The organism is Sphingomonas citri, assembly GCF_019429485.1.
In the GTDB taxonomy this organism is placed as follows: domain Bacteria; phylum Pseudomonadota; class Alphaproteobacteria; order Sphingomonadales; family Sphingomonadaceae; genus Sphingomonas; species Sphingomonas citri.
The window spans coordinates 36982-51472 of sequence record NZ_JAHXZN010000007.1 but is presented as its reverse complement, the minus strand read 5'-3'; the positions used below and the strand labels follow the sequence as shown (position 1 = coordinate 51472).

At 73.4% G+C, this 14491-nt stretch carries 16 protein-coding genes and 1 tRNA gene; 8 read left to right on the top strand and 9 right to left on the bottom strand.

The genetic code is table 11. The annotated features are described in order from the left end of the window. Positions 1-52: 52 nt before the first annotated feature. The gene (locus KZ820_RS16560; RefSeq protein WP_258048277.1) at positions 53-541 is read left to right on the top strand and encodes an MmcB family DNA repair protein; all 489 of its coding nucleotides are present in this window, start codon (positions 53-55) and stop codon (positions 539-541) included. A 28-nt stretch (positions 542-569) separates the two neighbouring features. Here KZ820_RS16560 and KZ820_RS16555 read toward each other — a convergent pair whose 3' ends face one another. Continuing rightward, positions 570-1175: an ankyrin repeat domain-containing protein gene (locus KZ820_RS16555; RefSeq protein WP_219749737.1), complete on the bottom strand. Its 606-nt coding sequence runs from the start codon at positions 1173-1175 to the stop codon at positions 570-572. Between the two features lie 75 nt (positions 1176-1250). On the opposite strand from KZ820_RS16555, the gene KZ820_RS16550 reads away from it, so the two are divergent. Genes KZ820_RS16550 through KZ820_RS16540 form a run of 3 tightly spaced genes read left to right on the top strand, consistent with a single transcriptional unit; the run spans position 1251 to position 3002 of the window. Further along, a complete protein-coding gene (locus tag KZ820_RS16550; protein WP_219749736.1) occupies positions 1251-1841 on the top strand; it encodes an SCO family protein in 591 nt (196 codons plus the stop codon). Beyond that, entirely contained in the window at positions 1829-2272 is a 444-nt protein-coding gene (locus tag KZ820_RS16545; protein ID WP_219749734.1) for a YcgN family cysteine cluster protein, read from the top strand. The genes KZ820_RS16550 and KZ820_RS16545 overlap by 13 nt, the downstream gene beginning before the upstream one ends. Positions 2273-2279: 7 nt before the next feature. Then, on the top strand, positions 2280-3002 hold the full coding sequence (locus KZ820_RS16540; protein ID WP_308462258.1) for a M48 family metallopeptidase: 723 nt from the start codon (positions 2280-2282) through the stop codon (positions 3000-3002). Here the strand turns inward: KZ820_RS16540 and KZ820_RS16535 are convergent. The 6 genes from KZ820_RS16535 to KZ820_RS16510 form a co-directional block, all read right to left on the bottom strand. Further along, positions 2948-5149, bottom strand: a complete 2202-nt coding sequence (locus tag KZ820_RS16535) for a transglycosylase domain-containing protein (RefSeq protein WP_219749733.1) — start codon at positions 5147-5149, stop codon at positions 2948-2950. The two genes, KZ820_RS16540 and KZ820_RS16535, sit on opposite strands and share 55 nt — an antisense overlap. 261 nt (positions 5150-5410) lie before the next feature. Continuing rightward, positions 5411-6493, bottom strand: coding sequence for an NAD(P)/FAD-dependent oxidoreductase (locus KZ820_RS16530; RefSeq protein WP_219749731.1), 1083 nt, complete (start codon positions 6491-6493; stop codon positions 5411-5413). Continuing rightward, the gene (locus KZ820_RS16525; protein WP_219749974.1) at positions 6475-7125 is read right to left on the bottom strand and encodes a methyltransferase domain-containing protein; all 651 of its coding nucleotides are present in this window, start codon (positions 7123-7125) and stop codon (positions 6475-6477) included. Before KZ820_RS16525 ends, KZ820_RS16530 begins: the two co-directional genes overlap by 19 nt. 41 nt (positions 7126-7166) lie before the next feature. Beyond that, complete coding sequence (locus tag KZ820_RS16520; protein WP_219749729.1) at positions 7167-8222, bottom strand: type III polyketide synthase; 1056 nt, start codon at positions 8220-8222, stop codon at positions 7167-7169. A 112-nt stretch (positions 8223-8334) separates the two neighbouring features. After that, a tRNA-Leu gene (locus KZ820_RS16515) sits at positions 8335-8421 on the bottom strand. Between the two features lie 92 nt (positions 8422-8513). Further along, positions 8514-9329 carry a zinc-ribbon domain-containing protein gene (locus tag KZ820_RS16510; RefSeq protein ID WP_219749727.1) on the bottom strand — a complete coding sequence of 272 codons (816 nt, stop codon included), beginning with the start codon at positions 9327-9329 and terminating at the stop codon, positions 8514-8516. A 143-nt stretch (positions 9330-9472) separates the two neighbouring features. Here KZ820_RS16510 and ftsE point away from each other — a divergent pair, with 143 nt between their 5' ends. Genes ftsE through KZ820_RS16490 form a run of 4 tightly spaced genes read left to right on the top strand, consistent with a single transcriptional unit; the run spans position 9473 to position 12292 of the window. Then, positions 9473-10183: a cell division ATP-binding protein FtsE gene (gene ftsE, locus KZ820_RS16505; RefSeq protein ID WP_219749972.1), complete on the top strand. Its 711-nt coding sequence runs from the start codon at positions 9473-9475 to the stop codon at positions 10181-10183. Further along, the gene (locus KZ820_RS16500; RefSeq protein WP_219749725.1) at positions 10180-11052 is read left to right on the top strand and encodes a cell division FtsX domain-containing protein; all 873 of its coding nucleotides are present in this window, start codon (positions 10180-10182) and stop codon (positions 11050-11052) included. Before ftsE ends, KZ820_RS16500 begins: the two co-directional genes overlap by 4 nt. Continuing rightward, on the top strand, positions 11049-11588 hold the full coding sequence (locus tag KZ820_RS16495; protein WP_219749724.1) for a YdcF family protein: 540 nt from the start codon (positions 11049-11051) through the stop codon (positions 11586-11588). Before KZ820_RS16500 ends, KZ820_RS16495 begins: the two co-directional genes overlap by 4 nt. Continuing rightward, positions 11585-12292, top strand: a complete 708-nt coding sequence (locus KZ820_RS16490; RefSeq protein ID WP_219749722.1) for a lysophospholipid acyltransferase family protein — start codon at positions 11585-11587, stop codon at positions 12290-12292. The genes KZ820_RS16495 and KZ820_RS16490 overlap by 4 nt, the downstream gene beginning before the upstream one ends. A gap of 136 nt (positions 12293-12428) precedes the next feature. Here the strand turns inward: KZ820_RS16490 and KZ820_RS16485 are convergent, their stop codons facing one another. Further along, entirely contained in the window at positions 12429-13337 is a 909-nt protein-coding gene (locus KZ820_RS16485) for a prephenate/arogenate dehydrogenase family protein (RefSeq protein ID WP_219749720.1), read from the bottom strand. Further along, the gene (hisC, locus tag KZ820_RS16480) at positions 13337-14485 is read right to left on the bottom strand and encodes a histidinol-phosphate transaminase (RefSeq protein ID WP_258048275.1); all 1149 of its coding nucleotides are present in this window, start codon (positions 14483-14485) and stop codon (positions 13337-13339) included. Before hisC ends, KZ820_RS16485 begins: the two co-directional genes overlap by 1 nt. Between the last annotated feature and the right edge of the window lie 6 nt (positions 14486-14491).

The window sequence follows — 14491 nt, the reverse complement described above, 5'->3', positions numbered from 1 at the left end:
TGCGCGGCGCCAGGGCTTTGCCAGCGTTCGCTGGATGTTCTATCGTGGGCGAATGCTGACCACCCCCGAATCCTGCGTCGACTCACCCGGCCCGATGTGTGCCGCCGACGTCGCGCGCGGCGTCACGCGGATGCTGCTGCGCCACGAGCTCACCGCGATCGCCGAGGTGCCGCTCGACGGCGGGCGCCGCGCCGACCTGATGGCGCTCGACCAGCGCGGACAATTGGTGATCGTCGAGATCAAGGTGTCGCGCGCCGACCTGCTCGGCGACGCCAAATGGCAGGACTATCTCGCGCACTGCGACCGCTTCTACTGGGCGGTGCCGGCTGGCTTCGACGCCGCGCCGATCGACGGCGCCGCCTTCCTGCCCGAGCGCACCGGGCTAATCGTCGCCGACCGCTACGACGCCGCGATCGTGCGCGAGGCGCGAACCGAGCCGCTGCCGGCGCACGTGCGCAAGCGCTGCACGCTCGCCTTCGCGCGCCGTGCCGCGCGCCGGCTGATCGCGGCGCACGATCCCGAGGCGGTGCAGGGCTTCTGAGCGGAGAGCCGGCGCCCCGCTCCGCCGCTCACATCCGCGGGCCGGCCACCGCGCGCTGGGTCTTGGCCGGCGTCTCGTCGAGCACCTTGGCGATCGCGGTCGAGCGCGTGTCGCGCTTGGCATAGTCGCGCGCCGACATGCCCGCGACATTGTCGGGCTGGTCGGGGTTGCCCCCCGCCGCCAGCACCGCGCGTACCAGGGACAGGTCGCGGCGCTGCACCGCGCGGATCAGCGGGGTCTCGCCGCTGCCGTCGGCGAGATTGGCGTTGGCCTTGGCGTTGGCGAGGATCTGCACCATCTCGGGCTGGCCGGCCTGGACCGCGAGCATCATCGGCGTCTCGCCGTCGCGGTCGCGCAGGTTGGGGTCGGCGCCCTTGGCGAGCAGGTAGCGCAGATAGGCTGAGTCGCCGCGCTTGACCACGATATGGAGCGCGCCCTCGCCGGTGGTGACGTCGCGCGTGTTGATGATCGTCTGGCCGGGCTGGTCGAGCGTGGCGATCACCGCGTTGCCGTCACCCTTCCGGATCGACTCGAGGAATTTGTAGCTCTGCGACTGCTGCTGCGCCGCGGCGGGGAGGGGGAGCGTGCCGAGCGGGAGAAGCAGCGCGGCGGCGGGGAGCAGGCGGCGGATCATGGGTCGGGCGGTCTCGCGTCGGCGGAGCGGAAAGGGTTGCGGGCAGCGCTATAACGCATCACATCTGCCGCCACCATGAACATGCGTCGTCACCTCGCCGCCGCGCTCGCGCTCGGGCTGGCCGGAACGGTCGCGGGCTGCTCGAGCGAGCCGGCCGCAACCCCGCCGCTCGCCGGCGCGCGCATCGGCGGCGCCTTCGCGCTGACCGACCAGGACGGGCGCGCACGGACCGATCGCGACTTCGCCGGCCAGTACCGCATCGTCTATTTCGGCTACACCTTCTGCCCCGACGTCTGCCCCACCGACGTGCAGAACATCGCCGCGGGGCTGCGGCTGATCGAGAAGAGCGACCCCGCGCTGGCGGCGCGGATCACGCCGATCTTCGTCACGGTCGACCCCGCGCGTGATACGCCCGCCGCGCTCAAGCGCTTCGTCTCGGCCTTCCACCCGCGGCTGGTCGGGCTGACCGGCACGCCGCAGCAGATCGCCGCCGCGGCCAAGACGTTCGGCATCTATCACGCGCGCGGCAAGGGCAACGCCGACGGCTATCTGATGGACCACAGCCGCCAGATCTATCTGTTCGATCCGCAAGGCAAGCCGCTGGCGCTGCTGCCCGAGGGGCCGCCGCAGGCGATCGCCGACGAGGTGACGCGATGGGCGCGCTGACGGGGCGCTTCTGGGAGGACGTGCCGCTCGACCGGCTCGACCGCGCGCAGTGGGAGGCACTGTGCGACGGCTGCGGCAAATGCTGCCTGCACAAGCTGGAGGACGAGGATACCGGCGAGCTGATCGCCACCAACGTCGCCTGCCGCCTGCTCGACCGGCGCAGCGGGCAATGTTCCAACTATCGCCACCGCCGCGCCTATGTGAGCGAGTGCGTGCGGCTGACGACAAGCAACGTCGACTCGATCGACTGGCTGCCGTCGACCTGCGCCTATCGCCTGCGCGCGAACGGCGAGCCGCTGCCCGACTGGCATTATCTGGTCAGCGGCGACCGCGAGGCGGTGCACCGCGCGGGCGAGTCGGTGCGGGGCTGGACGATCAGCGAGGACGACGCGGGCGACCTCGAACATCATATCGTCGACCGGGAGCTGTGATCCGGCGGTGACCGGCGCGACGATCCCGGCGGACTCGATCGAGCTGGTCCGTAACCCGCGCGCGCGGCGGACGAAGCTCTCGTTCGATCCGACCAGCGGGCGCGTGCGGCTGACGCTGCCGCCGCGCGCCTCGGCCGCGAAGGCGCTGGCCTGGGCGGTCGGGCAGCGCGCCTGGCTCGACGCGCAGCGCGCGCTGCTGCCGCAGCCGCGACCATTCGTGCCCGGCGCGACGCTGGGGGTCGACGACGCGGCGCTGACGATCGTCTGGCGAGAGAAAGCGCCGCGGCTGCCGCGCGTCGAGGGCGATGAACTCGTCGTCGGTGGCCCGGCCGAGATGGTCGAGCGGCGCGTCGCGGCATGGCTGCGGCGCACGGCGCTGGCGCTGCTCGAGGAGGATACCGCGCATTACGCCGCGCTCGCCGGCGTGGCCGTCAGCGCGGTGAGCGTCGGCGACCCGCGCGGGCGCTGGGGCAGCTGCGCGCACCATGGCGCGATCCGCTACAGCTGGCGGCTGGTGCTCGCGCCGCGCCCGGTGCGCCGCGCCACCGCGGCGCACGAGGTGGCGCACCGCGTCCACATGGATCATTCGCCGCGCTTCCACGCTCTGGTCGCCCAGCTCTACGGCCGCGATCCCGCGCCCGAGCGCGCCTGGCTACGCGCGAACGGCGCCGCGCTTCACTGGTATGGGCGGTCACCCGACGTGTCGCCGGACGGCGCGCGCGGCGGCTGACCGCGCGGGGCGGCGCGGTCGCGGCCCTGATCGCGCGCCTGATCGCGCTGGGGCCGGCCGGTGACCCGATCGAGCCAGTCCTGGTCGAGCCGCTGCGCCGGCGCCTGTGATGGGGCGTCACGCGGGTCGGCGCCGTCATCCTGGCCGGCATCGTCGTCGCGCGCACGCGGTACCGGCTGAACCACCGGCCGCTCGGGGCCGAATACCGGCGCCTGCGGATCGGCCGCTGCGCCGGGATCGATCGGGAGGCCGTCGTCGCCGACGAAGCTGCTGTTGTCGGGCGCGCCGTAATAGCTCTCGGCGTCGGGCTCGAGCTGTGCCTCGGGCAGCGTCACCTGCGTGTCGAACTGCTCGATCGGGCGATTGGCCACCGCCTGGCGCATGAACTGCGCGAAAGCGCGCGCCGGGGCGGTGCCGCCGTGCAGGCCGCCGACCGGCTTGGCGTCGTCGCGCCCCATCCACACGCCGGTGGTCAGCCCCGAGGAGAAGCCGAGGAACCAGCCGTCCTTGCTGCTGGTGGTGGTGCCGGTCTTGCCCGCCACGGGGCGACCGATCTGCGCGGCGCGGCCGGTGCCGGTATTGACCGTGGTCTGGAGCAGGTCGATCATCTGCGCCGCGACATTGGGCGCGACCAGCACGTGGCTGCGATCGACCTCGTGGCGGTAGATCTCCTCGCCCTCTGCGGTCACCCGCGTGATCCCGAACGGCGTCACCGCCACGCCCTTGTTGCCGACGCTGGCGAAGGCGCGTGTCATGTCGATCACGCGCACCTCGGAGGTGCCGAGCACCATCGAGGGATGCGTGTTGACCGCGGTGGTGATGCCGAAGCGCCGCGCCATGTCGGCCACCGTCTGGAAGCCGACCGCATAGCCGAGCTTGGCCGCGATGGTGTTGAGCGAGAAGGCGAAGGCGGTGCGCAGCGTGACCTCGCCCGAGAAGCGGCGCGAGTCGTTGCGCGGGCTCCAGCCGTCGATCGTCACCGGCTCGTCGATCTCGCGGTCCTCGGGCGTCCGCCCGGCCTCGAGCGCGGAGAGATAGACGAACAGCTTGAACGCCGAGCCCGGCTGGCGCTGCGCCTTGGTGGCGCGGTTGTAGTTGGAGGTGACATAGTCGGTGCCGCCCACCATCGCGCGGACCGAGCCGTCGCGGTCGAGCGCGACCAGCGCGCCCTGCGTGCCCGCGGGAGCGTTAGCGCGCACCGCCTCGTCGGCGGCGCGCTGCATCGCCGGGTCGAGCGTGGTCCAGACCTCGAGCGGTCGCTCGGTCTCGTCGATCAGCAGCTCGAGCTGAGGCAGCGCCCAGTCGGTGAAATAGCGCACGCTGTTCTGCCGCGGGGCGGGCGCGAGGCGGACGTCGTTGGGATCGGCCGCGGCGGCCTGGCTCGACGTGATGAAGCCGTTGCGCACCATCTGCTGGATCACCACGCCGGCACGGCCCACCGCGGCTTCTGCGTCGGCGGTCGGGGAATAATTCGACGGTGCCTTGACCAGCCCGGCGATCACCGCCGCCTCGGTGAGGCTCAGCTGGCTCGCGCCATGGCCGAAGAACTTCCGGCTGGCGGCGTCGATCCCGTAGGCGCCGCCGCCGTAATAGACCTTGTTGAGGTACAGCTCGAGGATCTGGTCCTTGCTGAATTTGCGCTCAAGCGCGAGCGCCAGGATCGCCTCGCGGAACTTGCGGCCGAACTTCTTCTGGTTGTTGAGGAAGACTGTGCGCGCGAGCTGCTGAGTGATAGTCGAGCCGCCCTGCACCCAGTGGCCACGCTCATAGCGGACCCCGACAGAGCGGACGATCCCGATCGGGTCGACGCCGAGATGGCTGCGGAAGCGCCGGTCCTCCACCGCGACGGTCGCGTCGGTCATCACCGCTGGGATGCGATCGTAGCTCAGCCACTGGCCATAGCTGGGCCCGAGCGAGACCAGCACGCTGCCGTCGGCGGCGTGCACCCGCACCATCTGGCCATTCGGCGATGATTTGAGCGACTCGAAGCTCGGCAACTGCGAGCGCGCGATATAGACAGCCACGACGAGCGCGCCGACCGCGAGCACGGCGAGCGCCAGCAGCGTCTTGAGCGCGACGCCCAGTCGCCGCCGCCACGGGGAGCGCGCCGGGCGCGAGCGGGAGGTGCGGGAGGGGGCGCGGGCCATGGCGTCGGCCCTGGCGGATAGTGGCTTGAGGCAGGCTTAACAAGCGGATTGGCGCGCGATTAACTCGCTGCGGTGATCGGAGGAGCCGTCGTCGTCTTCGTCGCGTCCGGGCGCAGAGTGCTTCGAGGCGGCGCTTCGACGGGCTCAGCGCCTCCTCAGCACGAACGGAGGGGGCAACACGGTGCCGCCCCCTCATCGCCCCTTTAGCACTGAGCAGAAGCTGAGCAGGTCGACGCCCCATCGCGAAGCGCCGCCATGCGCCTACTCTCCCCCGATCCGCGTCCAGCGCGCCAGCCTCTCGAGCATCCCGGCGCGGGCGAGCGGCGCCAGCAGCGGCGCGGCGAGCGCCGGATGCTCCGCCAGCGCGCGCACCGCCCCCGCGACCGCGAGCGGTGCCCCCGCGCCGCGGGCGAAGCGCGCCTGCCACGATGCCGCCGCCATCGCGGCGCCGTCGTGCCACGCTCGCGCCGCACTCATGCCGCTCGCCAGCGCGATCCCCATTCCCTCGCCGGCGAGCGAGGGGATCACCGCGGCCTGATCGCCGAGTCGGAACAGGCCGGTTTCGCCCGATCTCGCGCGCCATCCGTAGGGCACGTTGGCGACCGCCTCGATCGGACCGTCCCCAGCGCCGCCGAGCCGCTCGCCCAGCGCGGGCGCCTCCGCGGCGAGCGTCTCGAGCAGGCGCGCGGGGGTGCCCGCCGCGCTCAGCCGCGAACGGCGCAGCGCGAGGCAGATGTTGGTGCTGCCGTCCTCCTGCCGCACCACGCCGGCATAGCCGCCGCGGAACAGGTGGAGCTCGACCGCGTCGCCGACCAGCCGCGCCAGCATGGGCGAGTCGACGCGGCGCGTGCGGAGGCCCAGCGCCGGATCACCTTGCGGCACTGGCCGCGCTCGCCCGCGCACGTCATGCTTGCCGCTCGCGAGGAACAGCGCCTCGCTCGCCAGCAGCGCGCCGTCGGCGGTGCGAACCGCACCGTCCTCCACCGCGCGCGCCGCGACGCCGCGCTCCACCGCCGCGCCCGCCGCCACCGCGCGCGCGAGCAGCAGCGAGTCGAGCCGGCGGCGCGAGACGCCGCGCGCGGGCGCTGGCAGCGGCGCCTCCACCACGCGCCCCGCGGCGAACAGCCGCACACGCCGCACCACCGCGGGGCCGAGCGCCTCGGCGTCGACCCCAAGCCGCTCCACCGCCGCCAGGGTGCGCCAGCTGAGGAAGCCGCCGCACAGGGCGTCGCCGGTCTCGCGCGTGCGCTCGATCACCAGCGCGCGCGTACCGCCCTGCGCCAGCGCGATCGCCGCGGCGGCGCCGGCCGGCCCGCCGCCGAGGATCAGCGGCGCTCGACGCACAGCCGGAACGGGAAGGCGCGGTAGACACGCGCGTCGCGGACGCCCGCGGCGGCGAGCAGCGGGGGCCACTCGTCGGGCCGGTAGCTGCGCGCGATCGAGACGTGGCCGTCGTGGCGCACGATCGGGTGCCAGCCGAAGCCGCGTGCCAGCAGCGGCCAGGCGCGGTAGGCGACAGCGTGGCGGTGCAGGTCGTTGACCAGCCAGCCGACGCGCGCGTGCCGCTCCATCCAGGCGAGAAAGGCGACCAGCTCGTCGCGCGTCATGTGGTGCGCCACCAGGCTCGACACGACGAAATCCCACGGCTCGTCGCCGAGCGCGCGATAGTCGCCGACACGCCAGTCGATCGCGAGCCCGGCCGGGCTGTGCGCCAGCGCGGCGGCGCGGCTGCGCTCGTTCTGGTCGACGCCGACGAGTTCGAAGGCGACGCCGCGCCGCTGCCCCCAGCGCGCGATCCGCCGCAGCATGTCGCCGTCGCCGTAGCCGACGTCGAGCAGCCGGTAGCGTCCGCCCGGCCGGCAGGTGCGGCGCAGGAACGCGAGCGTGGGGCGCGCGGCGAGCGTGACGACGTTGACCCGGGCGAGATCGGCCACCACCGCGGCATAGGTCTCGGGCGCGAGGTCGTCCGCGTCCATCAGCTCGTCCGCGATCCGGCGCTCGGCGAGCAGGGACGCGCTCACGGCGCGGTGCGGAAGGCGATCCCCTCCGCCGCCAGTCCCGGCCCGAAGGCGAGCGCCACGCCGTGGCGCACCGGCGTGCCATGCAGCACACGCGCGAGCACGAAGAGCAGGGTCGCCGAGGACATGTTGCCGCAATCGTGCAGCACTGCCCTCGACTCGGCGAGCGCCTCGGGCGGCAGCGCCAGCGCCTGCTCGACCGAGTCGAGGATCGAGCGGCCGCCGGCATGCACCGCCCAGCGGTCCACCGCCACGCCGCGGGTGAGCAGGTCGATCAGCGCCGGGTCGCGCAGCGCGCCGCCTAGGCGGCCGGGCACCTCGCCCGAGAGATGCATCGCGAAGCCGCGATCGGTGATGTCCCAGCGGATCAGCGAGTCCGTCGCCTCCAGCGCCGCGCTGAACGGCCGCTCCAGCACGAGCCCGCCCGGCGCGGCGGTGACCAGCGCGGCGGCGGCGCCGTCGCCGAACTGGAGCATGGCGAGCAGCGGCTCCAGCTCGTCGCTCGCCTGGAGATGGAGCGTCGACAGCTCCACCGTCACCACCAGCACGCGCGCCGCCGGCTCGGAGCGGACGATGTGACGCGCGGTGCGCAGCGCCACCACCGCGGCGTAGCACCCCATGAAGCCGATCAGCGTGCGCTCCACCGTCGCCGCCAGGCCGAGCCGCCGCGCGATGATTTGGTCGACCCCCGGGGCGACGAAGCCGGTGCAGCTCGCCACGACGAGATGCGTGACATCGTCGAGCGCGACCTGCTCGGCCAGTGCGGCGACCGCGGCGAGCGCGAGCGTCGGGGCAGCCGCGGCGTACAGCGCCATGCGCTCGCCGGTCCCGGGCAGCGTCTCGGCGGCGTAGAAGCCGCCCGCGGCGACCGGCGAGCCCGCGCTCTCGGGCAGCACCGACCAGCGGTGCGCGATGCCCGCGCGCGCGGCCATCCGCTCGAACAGCCGCGCGGGCCGCTCAGGCAGGCGGTCGCGTGCCCAGTCGACGAAGGCGGTGTGGATGTCGTGCGTCGGCGTCGCGGTGCCGATCGCGTGCAGGTACGCGGTACAGGTCATGCGCGAGACATAACGCCTGGTAGCGGCGCTCGGCGCCGACGTCTGGCTGCTCCCGCCTGGGACGAGCCGCGCGGGCCGGCCGGCCCGCGGCTCCCGCGCCTAGGCGGGAAGGTGGTGCGGTCGAGAAGACTCGAACTTCCACGTCCTTTCGGACACAACGACCTCAACGTTGCGCGTCTACCAATTCCGCCACGACCGCACGTGATGTCCGCCGGGGTGTGCCCGGCGGCTGGCAGGAGCGGGCCCCTAGCAAAGCCCTGGGGGGCTGGCAACACGCTTTCGTCGTCCGACTCAGCTTTCCTCGCCGACGAAGCTGAGGTCGAGCCGCTTCGAGGTGGCGGGAACGTCGACCTGCGCCGAGTTGAAGTCGAGCGCGCCGTTGGGCAGCAGGGTGCGCTGCTGCGGCGTGATCGTCCAGCTGAACACGATCTTGCCCTGCGCGTCGCGCAGGTCGGCCCGGATGTCGGGAACGCGCTGGCGCGTCGGCGACGGGTTGGTGATCTGCCCGCTGACCGCGAACAGCTCCGAGCCATTGGCCATCTTGCGGCGCTCGATCGGGTGATCGACGATGCGCAGCGGCAGCTCGGCGGGCCCGATCGAGAGGCCGACCTGCTGGGCGAGCCCCGGCGCGGTGGTCCACAGGATCACCGCCACCGCGGCGAGCATCAGCAGCCCGGCGGCGAGGCTGGCGATCGTGCGCATTCGGGCGGTGTTGCGTTCGGGCCGAAACGGCGGGCGATGCGCGAAGGCGTCGTAGCCGGCGGCGACCGCGGAGGGCTCGGGATCGGCCTCGACCAGCGCGGGTGCGATCAACGGCGGCGGGGCAGGGGGTGGCGCGGGCGCCGCGACCGGCTCGGCGACGCGGGAGGCGGGAACGCGCGCCGGCTCGGGCTCGGGCTGGGGCTCGGGCGGGTAGCTGTCCGGCGCCGCTGCGCCGTGTGACGCGAGCGCCTCCTCGTCCTCGACGTCCTCGACCAGCGGTTCGTCCTGCGGTTCCTGGTACCAGCTGTGGCGGCAGTTGGCGCAGCGCACGGTGCGGCCGGTCGTGCCGACCGTGCCGTCCGGCACCTGATAGCGCGCGCGACATTCGGGACATTCGATGATCATGGCGGGCCACCGGCAGGAACTGATCGCGATTCTAAGCACGTGCGAGCCACCTGAGGCAAGCGGCCCGTCGCCAGCTTGATGCGCGCGGGCCTGCGTGCGATGGCGGCAGGGCGATGCGCAGGCGAGAGGTGGTGAGCGGCCGGGTGGCGGGGATCGTCCAGTTCGAGAATGTCGGGCTGCGCTACGGCCAGGGCGAGGAGGTGCTGCGCGACGTCACCTTCGCGCTCGCGCCGGGAGAATTCTATTTCCTCACCGGCGCGAGCGGCGCGGGCAAGACCTCGCTGCTGAGCCTGCTCTACCTCGCGCAGCGCCCCAGCCGCGGCATCATCCGGCTGTTCGGCGAGGACGTGGTGACGGTGCCGCGCAAGCGCCTGCCCGGCTTCCGGCGCCGCATCGGCGTGGTCTACCAGGACTTCCGCCTCGTGCCGCACCTCAGCGTCGCCGACAATGTGGCGCTGCCGCTGCGCATCGCCGGGGCCGACGAATCCGACGTCGCCGAGGCGGTGCGCGAGATGCTCGCCTGGGTCGGCCTGTCGCACCGCGCCGCGGCCTCGCCGGAGACGCTGTCCGGCGGCGAGCAGCAGCGGGTCGCGATCGCGCGGGCGGTGGCGGGGCGGCCCGAGCTGCTGCTGGCGGACGAGCCCACGGGCAATGTCGACGAGGCCATGGCCGACCGGCTGATGCAATTGTTCGCCTCACTCAACGGGCTCGGCACCACCGTGGTGGTGTCGACGCACGACCCGCAGCTGCTGCGGCAGGTGAAGGCGGCGCAGCTGATGCGGCTGGCGGACGGGCGGCTGCTCGACCCAACCGGTGCGCTGCGCTTCCCACCGGCACGTGTGAGCATGGCATGAGCGCGGCGACCGCGCGCTTGCTCGACCCGGCGCGCGCGGGCCGCGCGATGGTGGGCGTGCTCGCGATCATGCTGTTCCTGACGCTGCTCGCCGTGGCGGCCGGGATCGGTGCGGGGCGCGGCGCGGCGGCGCTGGGCGCGCGGCTGAGCGAACGCGCCACGGTGCAGCTCACCGACGCCGCCCCGGCCGCGCGCGCGGCGGCGGCGGCGCGCGCGCTGGCGGCGCTGCGATCCTCTCCCACGGTGACGCGCGCACGCGCGGTGCCGCGCGGCGAGCTGGCCGAACTGGTGGCACCCTGGCTCGGCAGCGCGGCGGACGATCCCGATCTGCCGATGCCCGAGCTGATCGATCTCGAGCTCGCGCCCGGCGACGAGGCGCTCGCGACGGTGCGCTCGGTGCTGCGCCGCGTCGCGCCCGGCGCCGTGATCGACTCGCACGGTGCCGCGGTGGCGCCGTTGGCGCGGCTGCTGCGGATCGCCTCGGCGCTCGCCGCCGCGATCGCGGCGCTGATGGTGGCCGCCAGCGCCGCGGTGGTGGTGCTGGCGGCGCGCGCGGGGCTGGAGGCCCATCGCGCCACGATCGCGGTGATGCACGGGCTCGGCGCGACCGACATGCAGGTAGCGGGTCTGTTCCAGCGCCGCGTCGCGCGCGATGCGGCGAGTGCCGCGCTGGTCGCGACCGCGGCCGCCGCGATGACCGCGGCGCTGCTCGTACGCCCCCTCGCCGCCGATATCGGCGCGAACGGCGACACCGTCGCGCTCGGCGCGCAGGGCTGGGGCGTGCTCGCGGCGATGCCGTTCCTCTTCGTGGGCTTCGCCGCGCTGGTGGCACGCCGCACCGTCACCCGCGCGCTGGCACGAACGCTGTGATCAAGCGGCTGGTCGCGCTCGCGCTGCTCGGCTGGGCGCTGGGCTTCGCGCTGTTCATGCTGGCGCTGCCGGGCACGCCCGACTCAGGCTTGCGCACCGACGCGATCGTGGTGCCGACCGGGGCGGCGGGGCGGATCGCGCGCGGGCTCGACCTGCTCGAGCAGCGGCGCGCGCGGCGCATGCTGGTGACCGGCACCGCGCCGGGCGTGACGCGCGCCGATCTCGCGCGGATCAGCGGTCATGCCGCCACCTTCGCCTGCTGCGTCGACCTCGGCGCCGAGGCGGTCGACACGCGCGGCAACGCCGAGGAGACCGCGGCCTGGGTCAAGGCGCACGGTTATCACTCGATCCGGCTGGTCACCTCCGACTGGCACGCGCGCCGCGCCGCGCTCGAGCTCGCTGCCGCGCTGGGCGATAGCGTGAGCGTGGCGGTGGAAGGGGTGCCGAGCGAGCCGACGCTGGCCCAGGCGGTGAACGAATATAACAAGCTGCTGCTGCGCGCGGCGGTGTTGGGGTGGGAGCGGGTGAGACGGTGAACGCGCTGAGATCCTGGCTCTTCCGGCTGGTGTTCTACGCCGGCTCGGTGCCGATCGTGCTGGTGGTGCCGATCGTGGCGCTGTTCGGGCAGCGCGCGATGGTGCCGTACGCGCATCTCTGGTCGGGGTATCACCGCTGGGCGGCGCGCGCGCTGCTGGGCGTGCGGACGCGCTTCGAGGGCGAGCTGCCCGCGGGGCCGGTGCTCTATGCCGCCAAGCACGAGGCGATGTACGAGACGGTCGAGCTGCAGCCGCTGCTGCGCGGCCCGGCGGTGGTGCTCAAGCGTGAGCTGTGGAACATCCCCTTCTGGGGCTGGGCGACGCGGGTCTATGGCGCGATCCCGGTCGATCGCGACGCCTCCGCCGCGGCGCTGCGCCAGCTCGTGCGCGACGCGAAGGTGGCGCGCGAGGCCGGGCGATCGGTGATCGTGTATCCCGAGGGCACGCGCGTGCCGCATGGCGAGGCACCGCCACTGCGCTCGGGTTTCGCGGGACTGTACAAGGCGCTGGGCTATCCGGTGGTGCCGATCGCGCTCGACAGCGGCCGACTGGGGCTGCGTGCCGGCACGGTGACGCCGGGCGAGGTGACGATGCGGCTCGGCGCGCCGATCCCGCCGGGGCTGCCGCGACGCGAGATCGAGGCGCGCGTGCACGCGGCGATCAACGCGCTGAATGCGCGGGATGCGAGCGCGGGCGAGGCTTAGACGTCGAGCTTAGCCGCCGGCGTCATCCTGAGCTCGCCTCAGAAGTCACCGTGCCGCACATCCGAACGCCGCCGCACTCGCGGGCGGGTGGATGCTGAAACGAGTTCAGCATGACGCCAGCCGGGAGGGCGAGCCCTCAGTCGTGCCGGCGCCCGAAGTCGGCGGCGGCGTCGTCCTGGCCCTGGTCGACGATCGAGCGGCGGATGGCGCGCGTCCGGGCGAAACGGTCGTACAGCGCGTCGCCGTCGCCCCAGCGGATCGCGCGCTGCAACTGGCTGAGGTCCTCGCTGAAGCGCTGCAGCATCTCCAGCACCGCCTCCTTGTTGGCGAGGAAGACGTCGCGCCACATCACCGGGTCGGACGCGGCGATGCGGGTGAAGTCGCGGAAGCCGCCGGCGGAGAATTTGATCACCTCGGACTCGGTCACCTGGCCGAGATCATCAGCGGTGCCGACGATCGTGTAGGCGATCAGGTGCGGCAGATGGCTCGTCACCGCGAGCACGCGGTCGTGATGATCCGGCGCCATCCGCTCGACGTCGGCGCCGAGCCGGCGCCAGAACTCCTCGACCCGCGCGACCGCGAGGGAGTCGCTCTCGGCGAGCGGCGTGACGATGCACCAGCGGCCGCGGAACAGCGAGGCGAAGCCCGCCTCCGGGCCGCTCTGCTCGGTCCCTGCCACCGGGTGCGCGGGCACGACACGCTCGGGCGGCAGCACCGCGGCGAGCGCCTGCGCCACCGCGGTCTTGCAGCTACCGACGTCGCTGACGATCGCGTCGGCGGGCAGCTCGTCGGCGAGCTCGGCGGCGACCGCGGCCATCGCGCCGACCGGCACGCACAGGATGACGAGATCGGCGTCGGTCACCGCCGCGGCGGCGCTGTCGGCGACGTCGTCGACTAGCTCGATCCGGCGCGCGGTCTCGCGCACCGCGGCGCTGGCGTCATGCCCGGTGAGCCGCACCGTCGGCAGATATTGGCGCACCGCGCGCGCCACCGACGAGCCGATCAGCCCGAGCCCGATTACCGAGACGCGGCTGAACGGCAGCATCAACCGCGCTCGATCCCGGCGTCCGCCGCCTCGGCATGCACCGGGGCGGTGCCGCGCTCGACCAGTGCGCGCAGCGCCGCGGCGACGCCGCGCGTCTCGGCCTCGGTGCCGATGGTGATGCGCAGCCCCTGCGCCAGCCCCTGGCCGGGCAGCCAGCGGACGATATAGCCCGCGTCCATCAGCCCCTTGTAGGCCGTTTCGGCGGTCAGCGCGCCCTCGAACACCACCAGCACGAAGTTCGCCTCGCTCGGGATCGCGCGCAGGCCGGCATTGCCCAGCCTGGCGATCTCGTCGGCGAACCAGGCGCGCCAGGCGGCGTTGTGCGCGCGCGTGTGCGCGACGAAGGCGCGGTCCTCGATCGCGGCGACCGCGGCGCGCTGGCCGCCGATGGTGATGTTGAACGGCAGCCGGATGCGGTGGAGCGCCTGGACGATGTCGGCATGCGCATAGCCCCAGCCGATGCGCTCCGCGGCGAGCCCGTGGATCTTGGAGAAGGTGCGCGTCACCAGCACGTTGCGCGCGGTGGCGGCGAGCTCGAGGCCGCCGTCGTCGTCCTCGTCGGCAAGATATTCGGCATAGGCCTGGTCGAGCACCAGCAGCACCGTCGGCGGCAGTGCGGCGTGGAGCCGCGCGATCTCGGCGCGCGGCGCGAAGGTGCCGGTCGGGTTGTTGGGATTGGCGACGTAGACGACGCGGGTGCGCTCGCTGACGCACGCGAGGATCGAGTCGACGTCGGTGGCATAGTCGCGGTCGGGCGCGATCACCGGGGTGGCGCCGACACGCCGCGCCGCGATCTCGTACACGGCGAAGCCGTAGCGGACGAAGATTACCTCATCGCCCGGCCCGGCGAAGGCGCCCGCGGCGAGGTGGAGGATCTCGTCCGAGCCGTTGCCGTAGATGATCCGCGCCGGGTCGAGCCCGAGGCGCGCCGCGATCGCCTCGCGCACGATCGCCCCGCTCGCGTCGGGGTAGCGCTCGAGCGAGTCGGCGGCCGAGGCGAAGGCGGCGCGCGCCGCGGGCGAGGTGCCGAGCGGGTTCTCGTTCGAGCTGAGCTTGGCGACCGTGCGCCCGTCGTCGGTGGTGGAGCGCCCCGGGACGTAGGGTGCGATGTCCATGATCCAGGACTTGGGGCGGGGCGCGTCACTCATGCGCGA

Bases quoted from the DNA above. Each gene is read 5' to 3' on its own strand.
- KZ820_RS16550 (WP_219749736.1), top strand. From the start codon at position 1,251: ATGAACATGCGTCGTCACCTCGCCGCCGCGCTCGCGCTCGGGCTGGCC.
- hisC (WP_258048275.1), bottom strand. From the start codon at position 14,485: ATGAGTGACGCGCCCCGCCCCAAGTCCTGGATCATGGACATCGCACCC.
- KZ820_RS16535 (WP_219749733.1), bottom strand. From the start codon at position 5,149: ATGGCCCGCGCCCCCTCCCGCACCTCCCGCTCGCGCCCGGCGCGCTCC.
- KZ820_RS16555 (WP_219749737.1), bottom strand. From the start codon at position 1,175: ATGATCCGCCGCCTGCTCCCCGCCGCCGCGCTGCTTCTCCCGCTCGGC.
- KZ820_RS16560 (WP_258048277.1), top strand. From the start codon at position 53: ATGCTGACCACCCCCGAATCCTGCGTCGACTCACCCGGCCCGATGTGT.
- KZ820_RS16545 (WP_219749734.1), top strand. From the start codon at position 1,829: ATGGGCGCGCTGACGGGGCGCTTCTGGGAGGACGTGCCGCTCGACCGG.
- KZ820_RS16500 (WP_219749725.1), top strand. From the start codon at position 10,180: ATGAGCGCGGCGACCGCGCGCTTGCTCGACCCGGCGCGCGCGGGCCGC.
- KZ820_RS16520 (WP_219749729.1), bottom strand. From the start codon at position 8,222: ATGACCTGTACCGCGTACCTGCACGCGATCGGCACCGCGACGCCGACG.
- KZ820_RS16485 (WP_219749720.1), bottom strand. From the start codon at position 13,337: ATGCTGCCGTTCAGCCGCGTCTCGGTAATCGGGCTCGGGCTGATCGGC.
- KZ820_RS16525 (WP_219749974.1), bottom strand. From the start codon at position 7,125: ATGGACGCGGACGACCTCGCGCCCGAGACCTATGCCGCGGTGGTGGCC.
- KZ820_RS16510 (WP_219749727.1), bottom strand. From the start codon at position 9,329: ATGATCATCGAATGTCCCGAATGTCGCGCGCGCTATCAGGTGCCGGAC.